Genomic DNA, 16,197 nt, shown 5'->3' on the forward strand with positions numbered 1-16,197 from the left:
ACGGTGGAGGCGGCATGGCCGGCAAGAAGGCGGCGAGGGTGCCGCGTGAGACGTACGAGAAGGAACTGCTGCGTCTGCAGACGGAGTTGGTGAAGCTCCAGGAGTGGGTGCGGGCGTCGGGCTCCCGGCTGGTCGTGGTCTTCGAGGGGCGGGACGCGGCGGGCAAGGGCGGCACGATCAAGCGGGTCGCGGAGCACCTCAACCCCCGGGTCGCCCGGATCGCGGCGCTCCCGAAGCCGACCGAGCGCGAGCGGAGCCAGTGGTACTTCCAGCGCTACGTCGAACATCTGCCCGCCGCCGGGGAGATCGTGCTGTTCGACCGCTCCTGGTACAACAGGGCCGGCGTCGAGCACGTGATGGGCTTCTGCACCAGGGAGGAGTACCAGCTCTTCCTCCGGCAGTGTCCGATCTTCGAGCGGATGCTGATCGAGGCCGGGATCGTGCTGCGCAAGTACTGGTTCTCGGTGAGCGACACCGAGCAGCAGGAGCGGTTCCGCCGCCGCCTCGAGGATCCGCTGCGGCGCTGGAAACTCTCCCCGATGGACCTGGAGTCGATCACCCGCTGGGAGGCGTACTCCCGTGCCAAGGACGAGATGCTGGTGCACACCGACATCTCGGAGGCGCCCTGGTTCGTCGTGGAGAGCGACGACAAGCGGCGGGCCCGACTGAACATGATCGCGCACCTGCTGGGCTCGGTTCCCTACGACGACGTCCCGCCGCCCGTGCTGGAACTGCCCGCGCGCCCGCCGTCGACCGGCTACCAGCGCCCGCCGCGTGATCTGCAGACCTACGTCCCCGACCACGCGGCGAGCCTCTGAACAGCCGGTCATCCCGGTCACACCCGCTCGGGCACGATGACGACCGGGCAGGCGGAGTGGTGCAGCACGCCGTGGGCGACCCGGCCCAGCTGGAGCCCGAAGTGCCGCTGCCGGCGGCGGGCCCCGAGGACCAGCAGGTCGGCGTCGAGCGAGGCCTCCACCAGGACGGTCCGGGCGTGGCCCTCGACCGTACGGTGGCGCACCGGGACCCCGGCTGGGACGTCCTGAAGCGCCTTCTCCAGAGCCTCCACCGCCTGCTGCTCGTGCAGGTGGGCGGGTTCCCCGGCGAGCAGGGGATGGTCGGTGGTCTCGTGCGCGGGGCACCGCCAGGCCCGTACGGCCTCCAGCCCGGTCCCGCGCCGCCGCGCCTCCTCGGCGGCGAAACGCACCGCCGCCGAGGCCACCGGCGGCTCGCCCACGCCGACGACCACTCGGCCATGGGCCGTGGGCAGCGCCTGGTCGTCGTGACTGCCGCGCACGACGACCACGGGGCAGTGGGCGTGACCGGCCACGGTCAGGCTCACCGAGCCGAGCAGCGCCTCGGCGAGGCCGGTACGGCCTCGGGTGCCGGTCACCAGGAGGGAGGCGCTGCGGCTCTCCCTCAGCAGCGCGTACTCGGGTTCCTCGGCCTGTACGTCGGTGGCGACCTTCACCTCGGGCCGTCGGCTCGTGGCGCGCCGGGCGGCGGTCGCCACGATGTCCTCGGCCAGCACCTGCTCGGACGGCTTGCCCAGATCCTCGGCGAGGTGGGCACCCTCGTACCGCTCCCACAGCGAGGCGTACACCAGCCGCAGGGGCAGCCCGCGAACGGCGGCCTCGTCCGCCGCCCAGTCCACGGCCCGCAGAGCGGGCTCGGAGCCGTCGACGCCGACGACGATCGGCAGGTCCGTCGTCATCGCCGTCACCGCCCCGTGTCCAGGTCGAAGACGATCCGGGCCTTGACCTCACCGCGCAGTACCTCGTCGATCGACTCGTTGACGGAGGCCAGCGGACGGGTCTCGCAGATGACCTCCGTACGGCCGGCCGCGTGCAGCTGGAAGACCTCGGCGAGGTCCTGCCGGGTGCCGACGATCGAGCCGATCACGCTGGTGCCGTTGAGGACGGTGCCGAAGATGGGCACGCGGACCGTGCCGTGCGCGGGCAGGGCCACCATGACCAGCTTTCCGCCGCGCCGCAGCCCGGCGTTGACGGCCTCGAAGGCGGCGTCGTCGACGGCGAGCGCGATCGCGGCGTGTGCGCCGCCGTGCTGCTTCAGGACCGCGCCGACGTCGTCCTTGCGGGCGTCGATGAGGATGTCGGCGCCCAGTTGGGCGGCGAGTTCGAGCTTCTCGTCGGTGACGTCGATCGCCGCGACGGTGGCCCCGGCGATCTTCGCGTACTGGACGGCCAGGTGCCCGAGCCCGCCGACGCCGGAGATGGCCACGAGCTGCGCGGGCTTCACCTCGGCGACCTTCAGCGCCTTGTACGTCGTCACGCCCGCGCAGGTCAGGGGGGCCGCGTCGACGGCGCTGACGCCGTCCGGCACGGGCTGGGCGAAGTCGGCCCAGGCGAGCATCTTCTCGGCGTACCCGCCGTCGCAGCCGTAGCCGGTGTTGACCTGTTGCTCGCAGAGGGTCTCCCAGCCGGACAGGCAGTGCTCGCACCGCCCGCACGCCTTGCCGAGCCAGGGCACGGCGACCCGCTGCCCGACGCCGAGGTGGGTGACGCCGTCGCCGAGCTTCTCGACGAGGCCGACGCCCTCGTGGCCGGGGACGAAGGGCGGGCTGGGCTTGACGGGCCAGTCGCCGTGGGCGGCGTGGATGTCGGTGTGGCACAGCCCGCAGGCCTCGACGCGGATACGGACCTGGCCGGGGCCGGGCTCGGGGTCGGGGCGTTCCTCGATGACCAGGGGCTCGCCGAAGGCTCGTACGACCGCTGCCTTCATGGGATTCAACTCCTCGGGCTTCAGGGAGACTTCGGGGTGGGACGTCAGTCGTGGGGGACGACGGCGACGGGGGCGGCGGAGTGGTGCAGCACGGCGTGGGTCACCGGGCCGATGTGGGCACCGAACGGGTTGCGGCGGATCCGGCGGCCCACGACGACCAGGGAGGCCTCGCGGGAGGCGTCGGCCAGGTGGCTGCCGGGGGTGCCGTAGTGGCATTCCTCGGTGACCTCGACGTCCGGGTGCTTCTCGCGCCACGGACGCAGGAACTCGGTCAGGGCGACGGTCTCGCGGTGGGCGAGGGCGCCGTGGAGTTCGAGGTCGGTGGCGAGGCCGTAGGCGTAGTACGGGGGCGGATTCCAGCCGTGCACGACCCGCAGGGAGGTACCACGGCGGGCCGCCGCCGCGAAGGCGAACTCGATCAGGGTCTCGTCCGGGCTCCCGATGTCGAGGCCGAGGACGACGGGCCGGAACGGGGTCGCGGCGGACGGGATGCCGGCCGGGTCCATCTCGTGCTCGTCGGCTGCCTGCTCCCAGGCCCGGACCAGGACCACCGGCCGCTCGGCGTGCGCCACGGCCGACAGGCCGACCGAGCCGACCAGGAAGCCGCCGATGCCGCTCATTCCACGCGAGCCCAGCACCAGCAGCTCGGCGTCCTTCGCCGCGTCCGCCAGGACGTCGCCGGGGTGGCCGGTCAACTGCTCGGTGGTCACGTCGAGGCCGGGGTGACGCAGCCGGATGCCCTCGGCCGCCTCGCGCGGGATCCGCTCGGTCCAGTGAGCCTGCGTCTCGACGCCGAGCAGCGGCGCCTGCGCCATGGGAGCCGGGACAGGCTCCCACACATGCACCAGCTTCAGCGGCAGGCCCAGCAGCCCGGCCTCACGGGCCGCCCACTCGGCGGCGGCCAGGCTCTCGCTCGAACCGTCGAGGCCGACGGCGATGGTGCGGGTCATGATCTCCACCTCTTGATTCGGGGGCTCCGATACGAGCCTCGTCTCCGGACGAGGCCCCCGGCAGGGGCCGCAGGTCCCTGCCGGGGGGCCGACCGGCCCCATTGGCCGGGCGCTTCGGGGCGGCGGAGCCGTCGGCCCGGTTCGCCGCCCCTCCCGCCGATCAGCGCAGCCAGGGGCTGCGGCGGACGAGCGGGAGCTTCGCCCACAGCCGGCCGAGGCCGAGGGTGTCCCCGGAGGCGGTGGCGGCGAGGACGATCAGGACGACCGCGTAGACGACGTGGTACTCGACGAAGGGGTTCGTCGACATGCTCGGCGAGCCGTCGGAGAGGTGCTGCGCGGGCGGCCACTCGGCGACCCACATCAGCGCCATCATCAAGGTGCCCGCGAGTGCCGCGAACCGCAGCGCCACACCGGCGATCAGCGCGACGCCGACCCCGAGCAGACCGAGCATGAACAGCCAGTCCGCCCAGGCGGCCCCGGCCCAGTCGTGGAAGGTGGACTCCACCGGCCCGGCGGCGACACCGCTGAGGAAGCCCTTGGTGGGCGAGCCGCCGTCGATCCAGCCCTTGCCGGAGGAGGTGGCGTAGCCGAGGCCGAAGGTCTTGTCGAGGAAGGCCCACAGGAAGACGAACCCGGTGAGCAGGCGCAGGGACGCGAGGACGTAGGACCGCGCGGTGTGCGTGTAGCCGAGTGCCGACACGGCGGACTCGGAGACGGAGGCGTTCCGGTTCCTGCGGAAGGACGGCGGGTGGTAGCCAGAGCTCCGGTGAGGGTGCTCGTGCACGGCCATGGCGGTGATCCCTTCAGGGAGGAGCGGTCCGGTTCGGTTTCTGACGCCCCTCACTCTGGTCTCGCGGGACGACGACCGCCGGGTGCCGATGGACCATGGCTGTTGGGCTGAACGGCCCTGTTTCCAGGGACCGTTGGGGTACACGCGCGGCCTCCGCCCCACAGGGCTCGCGGTCGCGGCCGGGCCGGTGGATCCTGAGGCCCGACACGGGAAGGTGGTTCATGAGGCAGGACACAGGAGCCCACACACGGGTGTGGCGCCGCCTGGCACCCGGAGCCGTGGTTCTCCTCGGTTACCGGCGTACCTGGCTGAAGGGCGATCTGCTGGCCGGGGTGACGGTGGCCGCCTATCTGGTGCCGCAGGTCATGGCGTACGCGGGGGTGGCCGGGCTGCCGCCGGTCGCCGGACTGTGGGCGATCCTGCCCGCCCTCGCCCTGTACGCCCTGCTGGGCTCCTCACGCCTGCTCTCGGTCGGCCCCGAGTCCACGACCGCACTCATGACCGCGACCGTGGTCGGCCCGCTCGCCGCCGGCGACCCGAACCGCTACGCCGCGCTGGCGACCACCCTCGCGGTCACCGTCGGACTCCTGTGCCTGGTCGCACGGGCGGTGCGCCTCGGCTTCCTCGCGGATCTGCTCTCCCGCCCGGTCCTGATCGGCTATCTGGCGGGGGTCGCACTGATCATGATCGTGGACCAGCTGCCGAAGCTCACCGGGGTACGGACGACCGGTTCGGAGTTCTTCCCCCAACTGTTCTCCTTCGTCCGGCACTTGCCCGACGCCCACGCGGCGACCGTGATCCTCTCCGCCGCCGCGCTGGCGCTCCTGTTCACGGTGCCGAAGCGTGTGCCGGCCCCGCTGTTGGCCTTCGTCCTCGCCACCGCCACCGTGGCCGTGTTCGACCTCGACGGCCGGTACGGCATCAAGGTGATCGGCGACATCCCCTCCGGCCTGCCCGCCCTCGCCCGGCCGGACCTGAGCGAGCTGCCGCGTCTCGTCCTGCCCGCCCTCGGCGTCCTGATCGTCGCCTACACCGACTTCATCCTCACCGCGCGGGCGTTCCACACCGACGGCCCCGGGCTCGACGCCAACCAGGAGTTCCTGGCGCTGGGCGCCGCCAACCTGGGCGCGGGCGTCCTGCAGGGCTTCCCCGTCAGCAGCAGCGCCAGCCGCACCGCGCTCGCCTCCTCGGCGGGCGCCCGCAGCCAGGCGTACTCGCTGGTCGCCGGAGCCGTGGTGCTCGCCGTCCTGCTCTTCCTCAGCCCGCTGCTCACCCGCACCCCGTCCGCCGTCCTCGGCGCGCTCGTCGTCTATGCCGCCGTCCGCATGATCGACCTGGCGGGTTTCCGCCGCCTCGCGTCCTTCCGCCGCCGTGAGCTGCTGCTCGCGCTCGGCTGCCTGGCCGGGGTGCTCGCCCTCGACATCCTCTACGGCGTGCTCGTGGCCGTCGGCCTGTCGGTGGCCGAGTTGCTGAGCCGGGTCGCCCGGCCGCACGACGCGGTCGAGGGTGTCGTACCGGGCGTGGCCGGCATGCACGACGTCGACGACTACCCGACGGCCCGTACGATCCCCGGCCTGCTCGTCTACCGCTACGACTCCCCGCTGTTCTTCGCCAACGCGGAGGACTTCCGTCGCCGTGCCCTGGCCGCCGTGGACGAACAGACCGGGCCCGTACGGTGGTTCGTCCTCAACACCGAGGCCAACGTCGAGGTCGACATCACCGCCCTCGACGCGGTCGACGAACTGCGCCGCGAACTCGACCGCAGGGGCGTCGTGTTCGCCCTCGCCCGCGTGAAGCAGGACCTCCTGGACGACCTTGAGGCGTACGGCCTCGCGGACTCGGTGGGGCCGGAGCTGATCTTCCCGACGCTGCCGACGGCGGTGTCCGCGTACCGCCACTGGGCCGACGCGAAGCAGAACCGGACCGGAGCGAAACCCCACCAGGGCCCTGGTCAGGGGATCTAGGCCGAATCGGCACGACACGGCACCCGCTGCGGTTTCGAGCCGTCCGACAGCCGACGCCGACTTGGCGGCCCGTGAGGCGGCCGTAGTTGTCCGACCGGTGGACACCGGGTGCCGGGGGTCTCCCCGTGGGAGCCGAGTGGCCCGGCCGGAGGGTCGAGTGGCCCATGGCCCGCCGCCCGGCATCGGGCACACGCTGGTCATGGCAGTTCCCGTACCCGTCAGGGAGGCACGCCGTGATCACCACTCCTACCCCCAGCATGCTGCGAGCCCTGCCCGCGGAGCACAGGCAGCGGCTCATGCGCGTCGCCCGCGAGGTGTCCGTCCCTCAGGGGACTCGCCTGTTCGAGGAGGGCGGCAAGGCCGACCGGTTCTGGATCATCCGCACCGGCACCGTCGAACTCGACATGCGGGTGCCCGGTCGCCGCGCGGCCGTCATCGAGAGCCTCCGTCACAACGAGCTCGTGGGCTGGTCCTGGCTGTTCGGACCGCACAGCTGGCACATGGGTGCCATAGCGACGACCCCGGTGCGGGCGTACGAGTTCGACGCCACGGCCATCCGGCTGATGTGCCAGGACGATCCTGCCCTCGGCGCCACCGTCGCCCTGTGGGTCGGCGACGTGCTCGCCCACCGCCTCCGCTCTGCCCGGACCCGGCTGCTGGACCTGTACGCCCCCTACGGCGCCGGCACTCACGCCTGAGCCGAGCACAGCACCGAGGGTTGAGAAGAGAGGAGGGAGCCACGATGCACGGCACCCCGCACATCGTCAGCGACGTCATGACCCACACGGTCACCGCGGTCGGCCGCCAGGCCACCTTCAAGGAGATCGTGCGGATGATGCAGGACTGGCAGGTCAGCGCCCTGCCCGTCCTGGAGGGCGAGGGCCGCGTCGTGGGGCTCGTCTCCGAGGCCGATCTGTTGCCCAAGGAGGAGTTCCGCGACAGCGACCCCGACCGGTACATACAGCTGCGCCGCCTGTTCGACCTCGCGAAGGCCGGCGGCGTGCGGGCGGAGGAGCTGATGACCGCCCCGGCGCTCACCACGCGCCCCGACGCCACGCTCGCCGAAGCCGCCCGGACCATGGCACGGGCCAGGGTCAAGCGGCTGCCGGTGGTCAACCAACTGGGCATGCTGGAGGGCATCGTCAGCAGGTCCGACCTTCTCAAGGTCTTCCTGCGCTCCGACGACGACCTCGCCGAGGAGATCCGCCGCGAGGTCGTGTCCTACCTCTTCCCGCCGCCGGGATCATCGGTCCGCGTCCAGGGGCACGACGGCGTGGTGAAGCTGGCCGGCCGGGTCCGGGACACCTCCCTGGTCCCCGTGGCCGCCCGCCTGGTGCGTGCCGTCGAGGGTGTGGTGGACGTGGACTTCGAGCTGGGTGACGAAGGCGTCGGCCACGTCGTGGGCGACCTGGACGATCACGGACTCGGCAACCGACACGTCCACCGCGGCGCCGCCCTCGACCGCGAGACCGAGACACGGGCGGCAGAGGCACATCCCGACCCCAGTAGGGCCGGTCGGCCCTAGTACATCGGGCCCCGGCGAGCGATGATCGTCGACACGGGTGACCCGCAGAGCCCGCACGCCACCGGGGACGAGGGGCCGTCATGACCGAGACACGCACCTTCACGGAGCAGGACCCGATCAGGGTGTTCCTGCTCGACGACCACGAGGTCGTACGACGCGGCATCACCGACCTCCTCGACGCCGAACCGGACATCTCCGTGATCGGTGACGCGGATTCCGTCGAGCACGCCCTCGTCCGTGCTCCGGCACTGCGCCCGGACGTCGCCGTGCTGGACGTACGTCTCCCGGACGGCGACGGCATCACGGTCTGCCGGGAACTGCGCAGCCGGATGCCGGAGCTGGCCTGTCTGATGCTGACCTCGTTCGACGACGAGGACGCCCTGCTGGACGCGATCATGGCCGGGGCCTCCGGCTATGTCCTCAAGCAGATCAGGGGCTCCGACCTGGTCTCGGCGGTACGCACGGTCGCCTCCGGCCAGTCCATGCTGGACCCCGCGACCACGGCCCGTCTGATGCGCTCGCTGCGCGCCGACCCCGCCGAGACCCCCGCCCTGTCACCCGAGCTGGCGAGCCTGTCGCCCCGCGAGCGGGACATCCTGGCCCTGATCGGCGACGGTCTCACCAACCGGGAGATCGGCAAGAAGCTCTACCTCTCCGAGAAGACCGTCAAGAACCACATCTCCCGCCTCCTGGCCAAGCTCGGCGTCCAGCGCCGCGTCCAGGCCGCGGTCCTCGCCTCCCAGCTGGAGCAGCCGGCCACCGGCGAACGCCCAGGGAGGTGAGCGGCGGCGCGGGCCGTCCGGAGCCGCGGTGAGGCCGGTGAATCGCGCATCTCCTGAGGCTTGACCAACCGACGCTCAGGCGGTTGCCGGGCTCGCGTCGCCGTCGGAATCCGATGCCGCGGCGGGAACTTCCCGGGCCGCCGGGGCGGGTCCGTCGGCGACCCGGCTCAGCAGCGTCCCGAGGGCCTCGGCCGTCGGTGAGCCGGGTCGCGGCAGGTAGGTGAGCAGTGAGCGATCGGGGCGGGCGGGCACGGCGAGCACGTGGGGGTCGAACTCGAGCGTGCCGACGACCGGGTGCACGAAACGGGTGACGCCCAACCGCTTCTCCCGTACGTCGCCGGTCGCCCCCAGCCGCCGGAACGGCTCGCTGCGGATGGCCGGCTCACCGACCAGCGCCGCCGGCTCGGCGTCCTCGGGCCGGTGCCCGGTGAGCAGGCGCAGCTGGGCGACCGATTCCGCGGCCGAACTATGGGTGACATACCTCGCCGGCGACCGCGAATGCCGGCCGCCGGGGAGCTGTGGGTCAGGTACCGGCCGACGGGCTCGGCCCGTAGTAGGAGGTGATGGGTGCGCGTGCCTCGTCGTGCAGGGCCGGACCGTCCTGCGTCACCGACGGCCACAGGCCCGACTCCGGGTTGAGTTCGACGAGTTGCTCGGTGGAGAGCGCGTACACGACCCGGCCGATGCCGGAGCGAATGATGCCGCCGGCGCACATGCCGCACGGCTGGCAGCTTGTGTACAGGGTGGTACGGGCGGCCGTGGCCGTATCCAGCTCACGGGCCGCCCACCGGGCCAGCTTCAACTCCGGATGGGCCGTGATGTCGTCGTCCCGCCGGACTGTGTTGTGCGCCTCGGCGAGGATGGCCCCGTCCGGCCCGGCCAGCAGCGAGCCGTACGGCGCATCGCCCAGCTCCACCGCGCGCGCCGCGATACCGATGGCCTGCCGCAGCAGCGCCTCGTCAGCAGGGGTGATCACGACGCCGCCCCCCACTGCTCGGCAACCGCGGTGAGCGCGCACCACGCGGCCTCGGGCCGACGGGTCTGAGCCGGGTCCCCGTCGTAGGGGTCGAACACCACCGCCTGGGCACCGAGCCCGCGAAGCTCCGCCAGATCACCCACGATCTGCCGCATGTCGCCGACACCGGCCGGCCGCTCGGCATCCTCGATCGGAGCGTCGGTCAACCGCAGCGCGATCCGCGGCGCGAACCCCGGCAACGCGTGGTCCGCGAGAACCGACCGCATCCGCGTCAGCGGAAGCCTCAGCGGATGCCAGGCATCGCCGAACCTGACCGTCCGCCGGATCGCCGCCGCACTGTGCCCGCCGACCCACACCGCGGGCGCGGCCTGGTCCTCCGCCTCCCACACCTGCCGCATCACCCCCAGGTACTCGTCGGTCAGCCGGCCCCGCGCGCCGAACGGCACCCCGAGCGCGTCGAACTCCTGCCGCGCCCATCCCACCCCCACTCCGAGCACGAACCGCCCACCGCTGAGCCGTTGCAGACTGCTCGCCATCCGTGCCGCCAGCAGCGGATGACGGTACGGCAGCACCAGCACGGTCGTGCCCAGCGACAGTTCGCCACCGCTGACACCGGCCAGCCAGGACAGTGTGGTGAACGGGTCGTAGAACGGCTCCGGATACCGCTCCGCCACATCCGGGGTGACGGCCACGTGGTCCGACACCATCAGCAGATCGAACCCGCCCCCCGCCACGACCCGCGCCCACTCACGCAGCACGCCCGGGTCGGTCCCGGGCCCGAAGTTCGGTACGTTGACACCCAGTTGCATGCCTCGAGATTATTGCGGTGATCACGCCGGGCGGAACCAAACCTTCCCGGTAGTTCCCGCTTCCCGCAGTGAATCTCCCGGTAATATCGCGCCATGGCCGTGAACCTCGACGACATCGACTGGGCGATCATCGACCAGTTGCAGCAGGACGCCCGCCTCTCCCTCAGCGAGCTGGGGCGCCGCGTCAGCCTCAGCCCGTCGGCCACCACCGAGCGGGTGCGCAATCTGGAGTCGCTGGGCGTCATCACCGGCTACCACGCCACCGTGGACCTGGCCAAGGTCGGCTACCCGGTGCTCGCCGTCGTCCGCCTGAAGTACCCCGGCAACCGCCACCAGCCCCTGCACCAGCTGCTCGCCGAACGCCGGGAGATCCTGGAGTGCCTGCGGACCACCGGCGACGACTGCTACACCCTGAAGGTGGCCGCGACCTCCATGGAGCACCTGGAGACGCTCATGGACGAACTGGCCGGCTTCGGCACCACGACCACGAGCGTCGTCTACAGCCGAACCCTGCCCCTTCGCGGACCCAGGCGGCCCTGACCAACAGCCGACCGCCGCCATGCCCGGCTTTGCCCGATGACGCCGAGGTGACCGGTCAGCGGTAGGTGTTGTTGGTGGTGTGTTCGCCGGCGAGCCACGAGGCGAGGTCGGCGTGGGCGGTGCGGCGGCGTTCCTCGTCGCTCGCCTCGATACCGGGGGCGTCCACGGTGAACTCGAGGAGCAGGCCGTTGGGGTCGCTGGTGTAGAGGGAACGGCAGTAGCCGTGTTCCAGGACGTAGGTCTCCTCGGGCTTCCAGCCCGCCTTCTCCAGCCGCTCGGCGATCGCGCTCTGCACCGCCTCGGTGACCTTCAGCGCGATGTGCTGGAACGGCGAGTGCGGCATCTCGGGGCCGAACTGCTTCTGGTCCTCGGGGTCGGCGAACTGGAAGAAGGCGAGGGCGCTGCCGTCGCCGAGGGCGTAGAAGGTGTGGCAGTACGTGCGTACCGCGCCGAAGAGTTCGTCGGACTCCTTCCAGGTGGCGACGAGGGGCAGGCCGATGAGGTCCTCGTAGAAGGCCCGGGTCGCCTCCTGGTCACGGGTGACGTAGGCGTTGTGGTGCAGCCGTGAGGGCAGGTCGGCGGCGCCGGACGCGGCTGAGGGTGCGGGGGAAGTCTGGGTCATCGTCGACTCTCCTTGAGATTTCCTGGTCCGCCGGGTGGCAGGCGACGGACAGAGCGACGGATGGAGTGGCGGACGTCTGTCCGACAGGCGGTCGCTGTCGTTACCTTCGTGCGCTTCGCCCCCGCCGTCAAGAGCCTCGCGGGAGCCGGTCGCCCGTGTGCGGCTTTCTCCACAGACGTGACGGCATGTGGACACTGGGCAGTAACCTGAACACCCAGCCGAACGACTGTGAGGGGCCGCAGATGCCGCGTACCGGTACCGGGCCCGACTTCATCGAAGCGTTGGCCCGGGGGCTCGACGTGATCACCGCGTTCGCCCCGCAGCGCCCGGTGATGTCCCTCTCCGAGCTCGCGACGGCGACCGGCCTGGCCCGCCCGACCGTACGGCGGATCCTGCTGACCCTCGAAGAACTCGGTTACGTGCGTGCCCTGGACAAGGGCTTCGCGCTCACCCCGCGCGTGCTCGACCTGGGCGTGGCGTACGTCGGTTCCCTGGGCCTCTGGGACGTCGCCCGTCCGCACATGGAGCGGCTGGTGGAGCGCACGCGCGAGTCCTGCTCGATCGCGCAGCTCGACGGCAGCGACATCGTGTACGTGGCGCGGGTCGCCGTCCCGAAGATCGTGACGCTCTCCGTGCGGATCGGTACGCGTTTCCCGGCGCTGCAGACCTCCCTGGGCAAGGTGCTGCTGGCGGCGCTGGAGCCGGAGCGGCTGGAGAAGACCCTGGCGGAGCCGACCCGCTCCGGGCTCACCCCTCTCCGGCAGCCCAGCCCGGAGGAACGGGACGAGGCTCTGCGCGAGGTACGGGCCCGCGGCTGGGCGCTGGCCGACGAGGAACTGGCGCTGGGCATCCGCTCGGTCGCGGTGCCCCTGCGGGACGGCGGGGGCCGGGTGATCGCGGCCGTCAACGTCAACGCCCATGCCGCCGAGACGTCGGTCGCCAAGCTGCGGGAGGAACATCTGCCGCTCCTGCTGCAGACGGCGGGCGACATCAGCTGCGACTTCGCCAAACTCGCCGCCCTCCCGCAGTCGCCGGCCCTTCCCCGCCCCTGACCCCCTCACCGCGACGGGCCGGCGGCACGCCGGACGGACTCCCCGGGGGCGGGCAGCGCCGTGCCGCAGCGCCGGCCCAGACCGAGTTACGCCGCCCGGGCCGTTGCGCCGGACCGGGCCGTTGCGCCGGACCGCAGCGCCGGACCAGGCCGAGTTGCGCCGCCTCGGGCCGTTGCGCCGGACCGGGCCGCAGCGCCGGACCAGGCCGCGTTGCGCCGGACCGGGCCGCAGCGCCGGCCCAGGCCGAGTTACGCCGCCCCGGGCCGTTGCGCCGGACCGGGCCGTTGCGCCGGACCAGGCCGTGGACCAGGCCGAGTTGCGCCGCCCCGGGCCGCAGCGCCGGCCCGATGCGCCGGGCCGGCCGCAGCGCGCGCCGTCCAGCCGTCCAGCCGTCCCCCCTCACGCCCGCCCCGGCGCCCCGGGCTGCCGCCCGCATCCGGCTGCCGACACCTCCCGTGGGGCCTGGCGACGGTCCCCGGCCCCTCGCCGCCCCGTCGGCCGCCGTGCCACAATCGCATTGGCGGACAAGTGTCCGCTGTGCGGTCGAAGGGATGGTGTCGTGTCATGGAAATGCCCTCAACGCCGGCAGCCTCGGGCAGGGGCGTCGGGCCGCTGGCCGGGCTGCTCGTCGCCGACTTCTCCCGCGTGCTGGCGGGCCCGTACGCGACCATGCTGCTCGCCGATCTCGGGGCCGAGGTCGTCAAGGTCGAGTCCCCGGCCGGTGACGAGACCCGGACCTGGATGCCGCCGACCCGGGGTGAGACGTCCACGTACTACCTGGGGGTCAACCGCAACAAGCGTTCCATCGCCCTCGACCTGCGCGCGGAGGACGACGCCACCGCCGCCCGTGAACTCGCGCACCGCGCCGACGTCGTGATCGAGAACTTCAAGCCGGGCGCGCTTGCCAAGTTCGGGCTGGACTACGCAGGCGTTGCCGCCCGCAACCCCGGGGTCGTCTACGCCTCGATCAGCGGCTTCGGATCCGGCGCGGGCCGGCACGTACCCGGCTACGACCTGATGGTGCAGGCGATCTCCGGTCTGATGAGCCTCACCGGAGACCCGGACGGCGAGCCCTACCGGGCCGGCATCTCCGTCTTCGACGTGATGGCGGGCAACCACGCCACCATCGGCATCCTGGCCGCGCTACGGCATCGCGACGCGACCGGCGAGGGCCAGCACGTCGAGGTCAATCTGCTGTCCTCGGCCCTGTCCGGCCTGGTCAACCACAGCTCCGCCTATGTGGCGGGCGGCACCGTGCCCTACCGGATGGGCAACGCCCACCCCAGCGTCTTCCCGTACGAGCCCTTCCCCACCGCCGACCGCGACCTGATCGTGGCCGCCGCCAACGACGGCCAGTTCCGGCGGCTGTGCGAGGTGCTCGGCATCCCCGACACGGCCGACGACCCCCGGTTCGCGCACAACAGGGACCGCACCGCCCGCCGTGAGGAACTGCGGCCCCTGCTGGTGGAACGGCTCGCCACCCGGGGCGCGTCCGAGTGGTTCGACGCCCTGGTCGCCGCGGGGGTACCGGCCGCCCCCATCAACACCATCGACGGCGGCTTCGCCATGGCCGAGCGCTTCGAACTGGACCCGGTCGTGGAGGTCGGCGAGGGCGAGCGGGCCGTCCCCATGGCACGCCACCCGATCACGTTCTCCGGAACACCGCCCCGCTACGAGCTGCCGCCCCCGGAACTCGACGAACACGGCCCCGAACTCCGCAAGTGGCTCTCGACACCGCAACCCCCGCGTACGAGCACGCCCCCACCCCTGCATTCGACCGCCCCGCAGGCCTCGCGTACGGACGCACCGCAAGCCCCCCACCCGAGCGCCCCGCACCCCCCGTACCCCACCGCCCCCCAAACCCCACCCCCCACCGGAAAGGACTCCCGTGACTGACCAGCCCGCCCCCGCCCCGGCCCCCTACCCCACCGCGCTCGGGGCCTCCTCTCCCACCACGATCACCCTCCTCGGCACCGACCTCGCCCGGGACGTCATGGGCGAGGTGGGATTCGGTGAACTCGCCTACTGGCTCGCCACCCAGCGGCGCCCCACCCCCGGCCAGGTGCGGGTCTTCGAGGCCGTCCTCGCCGCCCTGGCCGACCACGGCTTCACCCCTACCGCGATCGTCACGCGCCTCACCTATCTGTCGGCGCCGGACTCGGTGCAGGGCGCGCTCGCGGCCGGGCTGCTCGGCGGCGGCTCACGCTTTCTCGGGGTCACCGAGGACACGGGGACCTTTCTGCACGAGGTCATCGCTCAGCAGCGCGGCCCCCTGCCGGACGACGAGGCCGGATGGGACGTCCTCGCCCTGGAGACCGTACGCGCGCAGCGGGCGGCCGGGCGGTTCGTGCCCGGTCTCGGCCATCACGTCCACAAGGACGGCGACCCGCGCACCCCCCGGCTGATGCAGATCGCCGCCGAGGAGGGGCAGTTCGGCCCCCATCTGTCGCTGTTCGCCGCGATCGGCCGAACCCACCCCCAACTGCTCGGGAAAACCCTGCCGTTGAATGGCGCCGGGGTGTGCGGAGCCGCCCTCGCCGACCTCGACCTGCCCATCCCGCTGCTGCGCGGCTTCGCGCTGCTGGCCCGTACGGCGGGACTGATCGGCCAGCTCGCGGAGGAGATGAGGCATCCGGTCGCGAACGACATCTTCCTCTCCGTCGACCTCAACAACCTGCCCGTCGCCCCCGACCCGCACCCCGGAAACCTGCCGTGACCCGGCCGCCGACACGCGAGGCCGCGCCCCTCGTGCTGCTCGTCCACGGCGCCCACCACGGAGCCCGGTGCTGGGAGGAGGTGACCGAACAACTGCGCGCGGACGGCGTCCGCAACCGGGCGATCGACCTCCCCCTCACCTCCTTCACCGACGACACCGAGGCCGTCCGCGCCGCCGTACGGGAGGCGGCCGCACGCGGGCCCGTGCTGCTGGTCGCGCACAGCTACGCCGGCCTGCCGGTCTCGGCCGGCGGGCACACGGCGGCCCGCCTGGTCTACGTCGCCGCGCGGATGCCGCTGCCCGGCGAGTCCCCCGCCCAACTGACGCCCACCTGGAACGACCCCGCCTTCCACCGCTCGGTACGGACGGCCCCGGACGGAACGCGGACCCTGCTGCCGTCCGCCCGCGAGGCGCTCTACTCCACCACGCCTCCCCGGACCGCCGAGCGCGCGGCGAAGCTCTGGCGGCCGATGCTCAGCACGGTGCCGGACACGCCCCTCGACGACCCGGCGTGGCTGACGGTCCCCAGCGCGTACGTCGTGTGCGCCGCGGACCGGACCGTGCGCCCCGAAGCGCAGCGCGCCTGCGCCGCACGTGCCGCCGTACAGGTCGAACTCGACTGCGACCACTCACCGTTCTACTCCGCGCCGGGCCCACTGGCCCGGTTCCTCGCCACGCAGGCCGCTCTTCTCGCATACCGGTGAAAAACGGATAAGACAATCCAATTGC

17 protein-coding genes and 1 pseudogene are annotated in these 16,197 nt (G+C 72.4%); 10 read left to right on the forward strand and 8 right to left on the reverse strand.

Annotated features, from left to right (window positions below; genetic code table 11):
• The first annotated feature begins 14 nt into the window (after positions 1-14).
• Positions 15-818, forward strand: coding sequence for a polyphosphate kinase 2 (gene ppk2 / locus ABZ855_RS40880; protein WP_360816528.1), 804 nt, complete (start codon positions 15-17; stop codon positions 816-818).
• 17 nt (positions 819-835) lie between these two features.
• Here ppk2 and ABZ855_RS40885 read toward each other — a convergent pair whose 3' ends face one another.
• The 4 genes from ABZ855_RS40885 to ABZ855_RS40900 form a co-directional block, all read right to left on the reverse strand.
• Positions 836-1,714 carry a universal stress protein gene (locus ABZ855_RS40885; RefSeq protein WP_360816531.1) on the reverse strand — a complete coding sequence of 293 codons (879 nt, stop codon included), beginning with the start codon at positions 1,712-1,714 and terminating at the stop codon, positions 836-838.
• Between the two features lie 5 nt (positions 1,715-1,719).
• The gene (adhP, locus tag ABZ855_RS40890; protein ID WP_360816534.1) at positions 1,720-2,742 is read right to left on the reverse strand and encodes an alcohol dehydrogenase AdhP; all 1,023 of its coding nucleotides are present in this window, start codon (positions 2,740-2,742) and stop codon (positions 1,720-1,722) included.
• A gap of 44 nt (positions 2,743-2,786) precedes the next feature.
• On the reverse strand, positions 2,787-3,692 hold the full coding sequence (locus ABZ855_RS40895; protein ID WP_360816537.1) for a universal stress protein: 906 nt from the start codon (positions 3,690-3,692) through the stop codon (positions 2,787-2,789).
• Positions 3,693-3,852: 160 nt separating this feature from the next.
• Positions 3,853-4,482 (reverse strand): DoxX family protein, encoded by a 630-nt coding sequence (locus ABZ855_RS40900; RefSeq protein ID WP_360816540.1) that lies wholly within the window; start codon positions 4,480-4,482, stop codon positions 3,853-3,855.
• Between the two features lie 221 nt (positions 4,483-4,703).
• Between ABZ855_RS40900 and sulP the strand changes: the two genes are divergently transcribed.
• From sulP to ABZ855_RS40920, 4 genes are all read left to right on the forward strand, one after another.
• Positions 4,704-6,446, forward strand: coding sequence for a sulfate permease (gene sulP, locus ABZ855_RS40905; protein ID WP_360816543.1), 1,743 nt, complete (start codon positions 4,704-4,706; stop codon positions 6,444-6,446).
• Positions 6,447-6,679: 233 nt separating this feature from the next.
• Positions 6,680-7,144, forward strand: coding sequence for a cyclic nucleotide-binding domain-containing protein (locus tag ABZ855_RS40910; protein ID WP_360816546.1), 465 nt, complete (start codon positions 6,680-6,682; stop codon positions 7,142-7,144).
• A 44-nt stretch (positions 7,145-7,188) separates the two neighbouring features.
• Positions 7,189-7,971: a CBS domain-containing protein gene (locus tag ABZ855_RS40915; protein ID WP_360816549.1), complete on the forward strand. Its 783-nt coding sequence runs from the start codon at positions 7,189-7,191 to the stop codon at positions 7,969-7,971.
• 80 nt (positions 7,972-8,051) lie between these two features.
• Complete coding sequence (locus tag ABZ855_RS40920) at positions 8,052-8,753, forward strand: response regulator transcription factor (protein ID WP_360816552.1); 702 nt, start codon at positions 8,052-8,054, stop codon at positions 8,751-8,753.
• 75 nt (positions 8,754-8,828) lie between these two features.
• Here the strand turns inward: ABZ855_RS40920 and ABZ855_RS40925 are convergent.
• The 3 genes and pseudogenes from ABZ855_RS40925 to ABZ855_RS40935 form a co-directional block, all read right to left on the reverse strand.
• Positions 8,829-9,209: pseudogene (locus ABZ855_RS40925) on the reverse strand (XRE family transcriptional regulator); the annotation flags it as partial.
• Between the two features lie 67 nt (positions 9,210-9,276).
• Complete coding sequence (locus ABZ855_RS40930) at positions 9,277-9,729, reverse strand: nucleoside deaminase (RefSeq protein WP_360816555.1); 453 nt, start codon at positions 9,727-9,729, stop codon at positions 9,277-9,279.
• Complete coding sequence (locus ABZ855_RS40935; protein WP_360816558.1) at positions 9,726-10,538, reverse strand: LLM class flavin-dependent oxidoreductase; 813 nt, start codon at positions 10,536-10,538, stop codon at positions 9,726-9,728. The genes ABZ855_RS40930 and ABZ855_RS40935 overlap by 4 nt, the downstream gene beginning before the upstream one ends.
• 93 nt (positions 10,539-10,631) lie before the next feature.
• Here ABZ855_RS40935 and ABZ855_RS40940 point away from each other — a divergent pair, with 93 nt between their 5' ends.
• Positions 10,632-11,078 (forward strand): Lrp/AsnC family transcriptional regulator, encoded by a 447-nt coding sequence (locus ABZ855_RS40940; protein ID WP_360816561.1) that lies wholly within the window; start codon positions 10,632-10,634, stop codon positions 11,076-11,078.
• A gap of 55 nt (positions 11,079-11,133) precedes the next feature.
• Here ABZ855_RS40940 and ABZ855_RS40945 read toward each other — a convergent pair whose 3' ends face one another.
• Positions 11,134-11,700: a VOC family protein gene (locus ABZ855_RS40945; RefSeq protein ID WP_360816564.1), complete on the reverse strand. Its 567-nt coding sequence runs from the start codon at positions 11,698-11,700 to the stop codon at positions 11,134-11,136.
• A 242-nt stretch (positions 11,701-11,942) separates the two neighbouring features.
• On the opposite strand from ABZ855_RS40945, the gene ABZ855_RS40950 reads away from it, so the two are divergent.
• The 4 genes from ABZ855_RS40950 (at position 11,943) to ABZ855_RS40965 (ending at position 16,172) form a co-directional block, all read left to right on the forward strand.
• On the forward strand, positions 11,943-12,752 hold the full coding sequence (locus ABZ855_RS40950) for an IclR family transcriptional regulator C-terminal domain-containing protein (protein ID WP_360816567.1): 810 nt from the start codon (positions 11,943-11,945) through the stop codon (positions 12,750-12,752).
• 564 nt (positions 12,753-13,316) lie between these two features.
• A complete protein-coding gene (locus tag ABZ855_RS40955; protein WP_360816570.1) occupies positions 13,317-14,648 on the forward strand; it encodes a CoA transferase in 1,332 nt (443 codons plus the stop codon).
• The gene (locus ABZ855_RS40960) at positions 14,641-15,468 is read left to right on the forward strand and encodes a citryl-CoA lyase (RefSeq protein ID WP_360816573.1); all 828 of its coding nucleotides are present in this window, start codon (positions 14,641-14,643) and stop codon (positions 15,466-15,468) included. The genes ABZ855_RS40955 and ABZ855_RS40960 overlap by 8 nt, the downstream gene beginning before the upstream one ends.
• Positions 15,465-16,172, forward strand: coding sequence for an alpha/beta fold hydrolase (locus ABZ855_RS40965; protein ID WP_360816576.1), 708 nt, complete (start codon positions 15,465-15,467; stop codon positions 16,170-16,172). Before ABZ855_RS40960 ends, ABZ855_RS40965 begins: the two co-directional genes overlap by 4 nt.
• Positions 16,173-16,197 lie beyond the last annotated feature (25 nt).

The sequence above is a fragment of the Streptomyces sp. NPDC047042 genome (genome assembly GCF_040644035.1).
Lineage (GTDB): Bacteria > Actinomycetota > Actinomycetes > Streptomycetales > Streptomycetaceae > Streptomyces.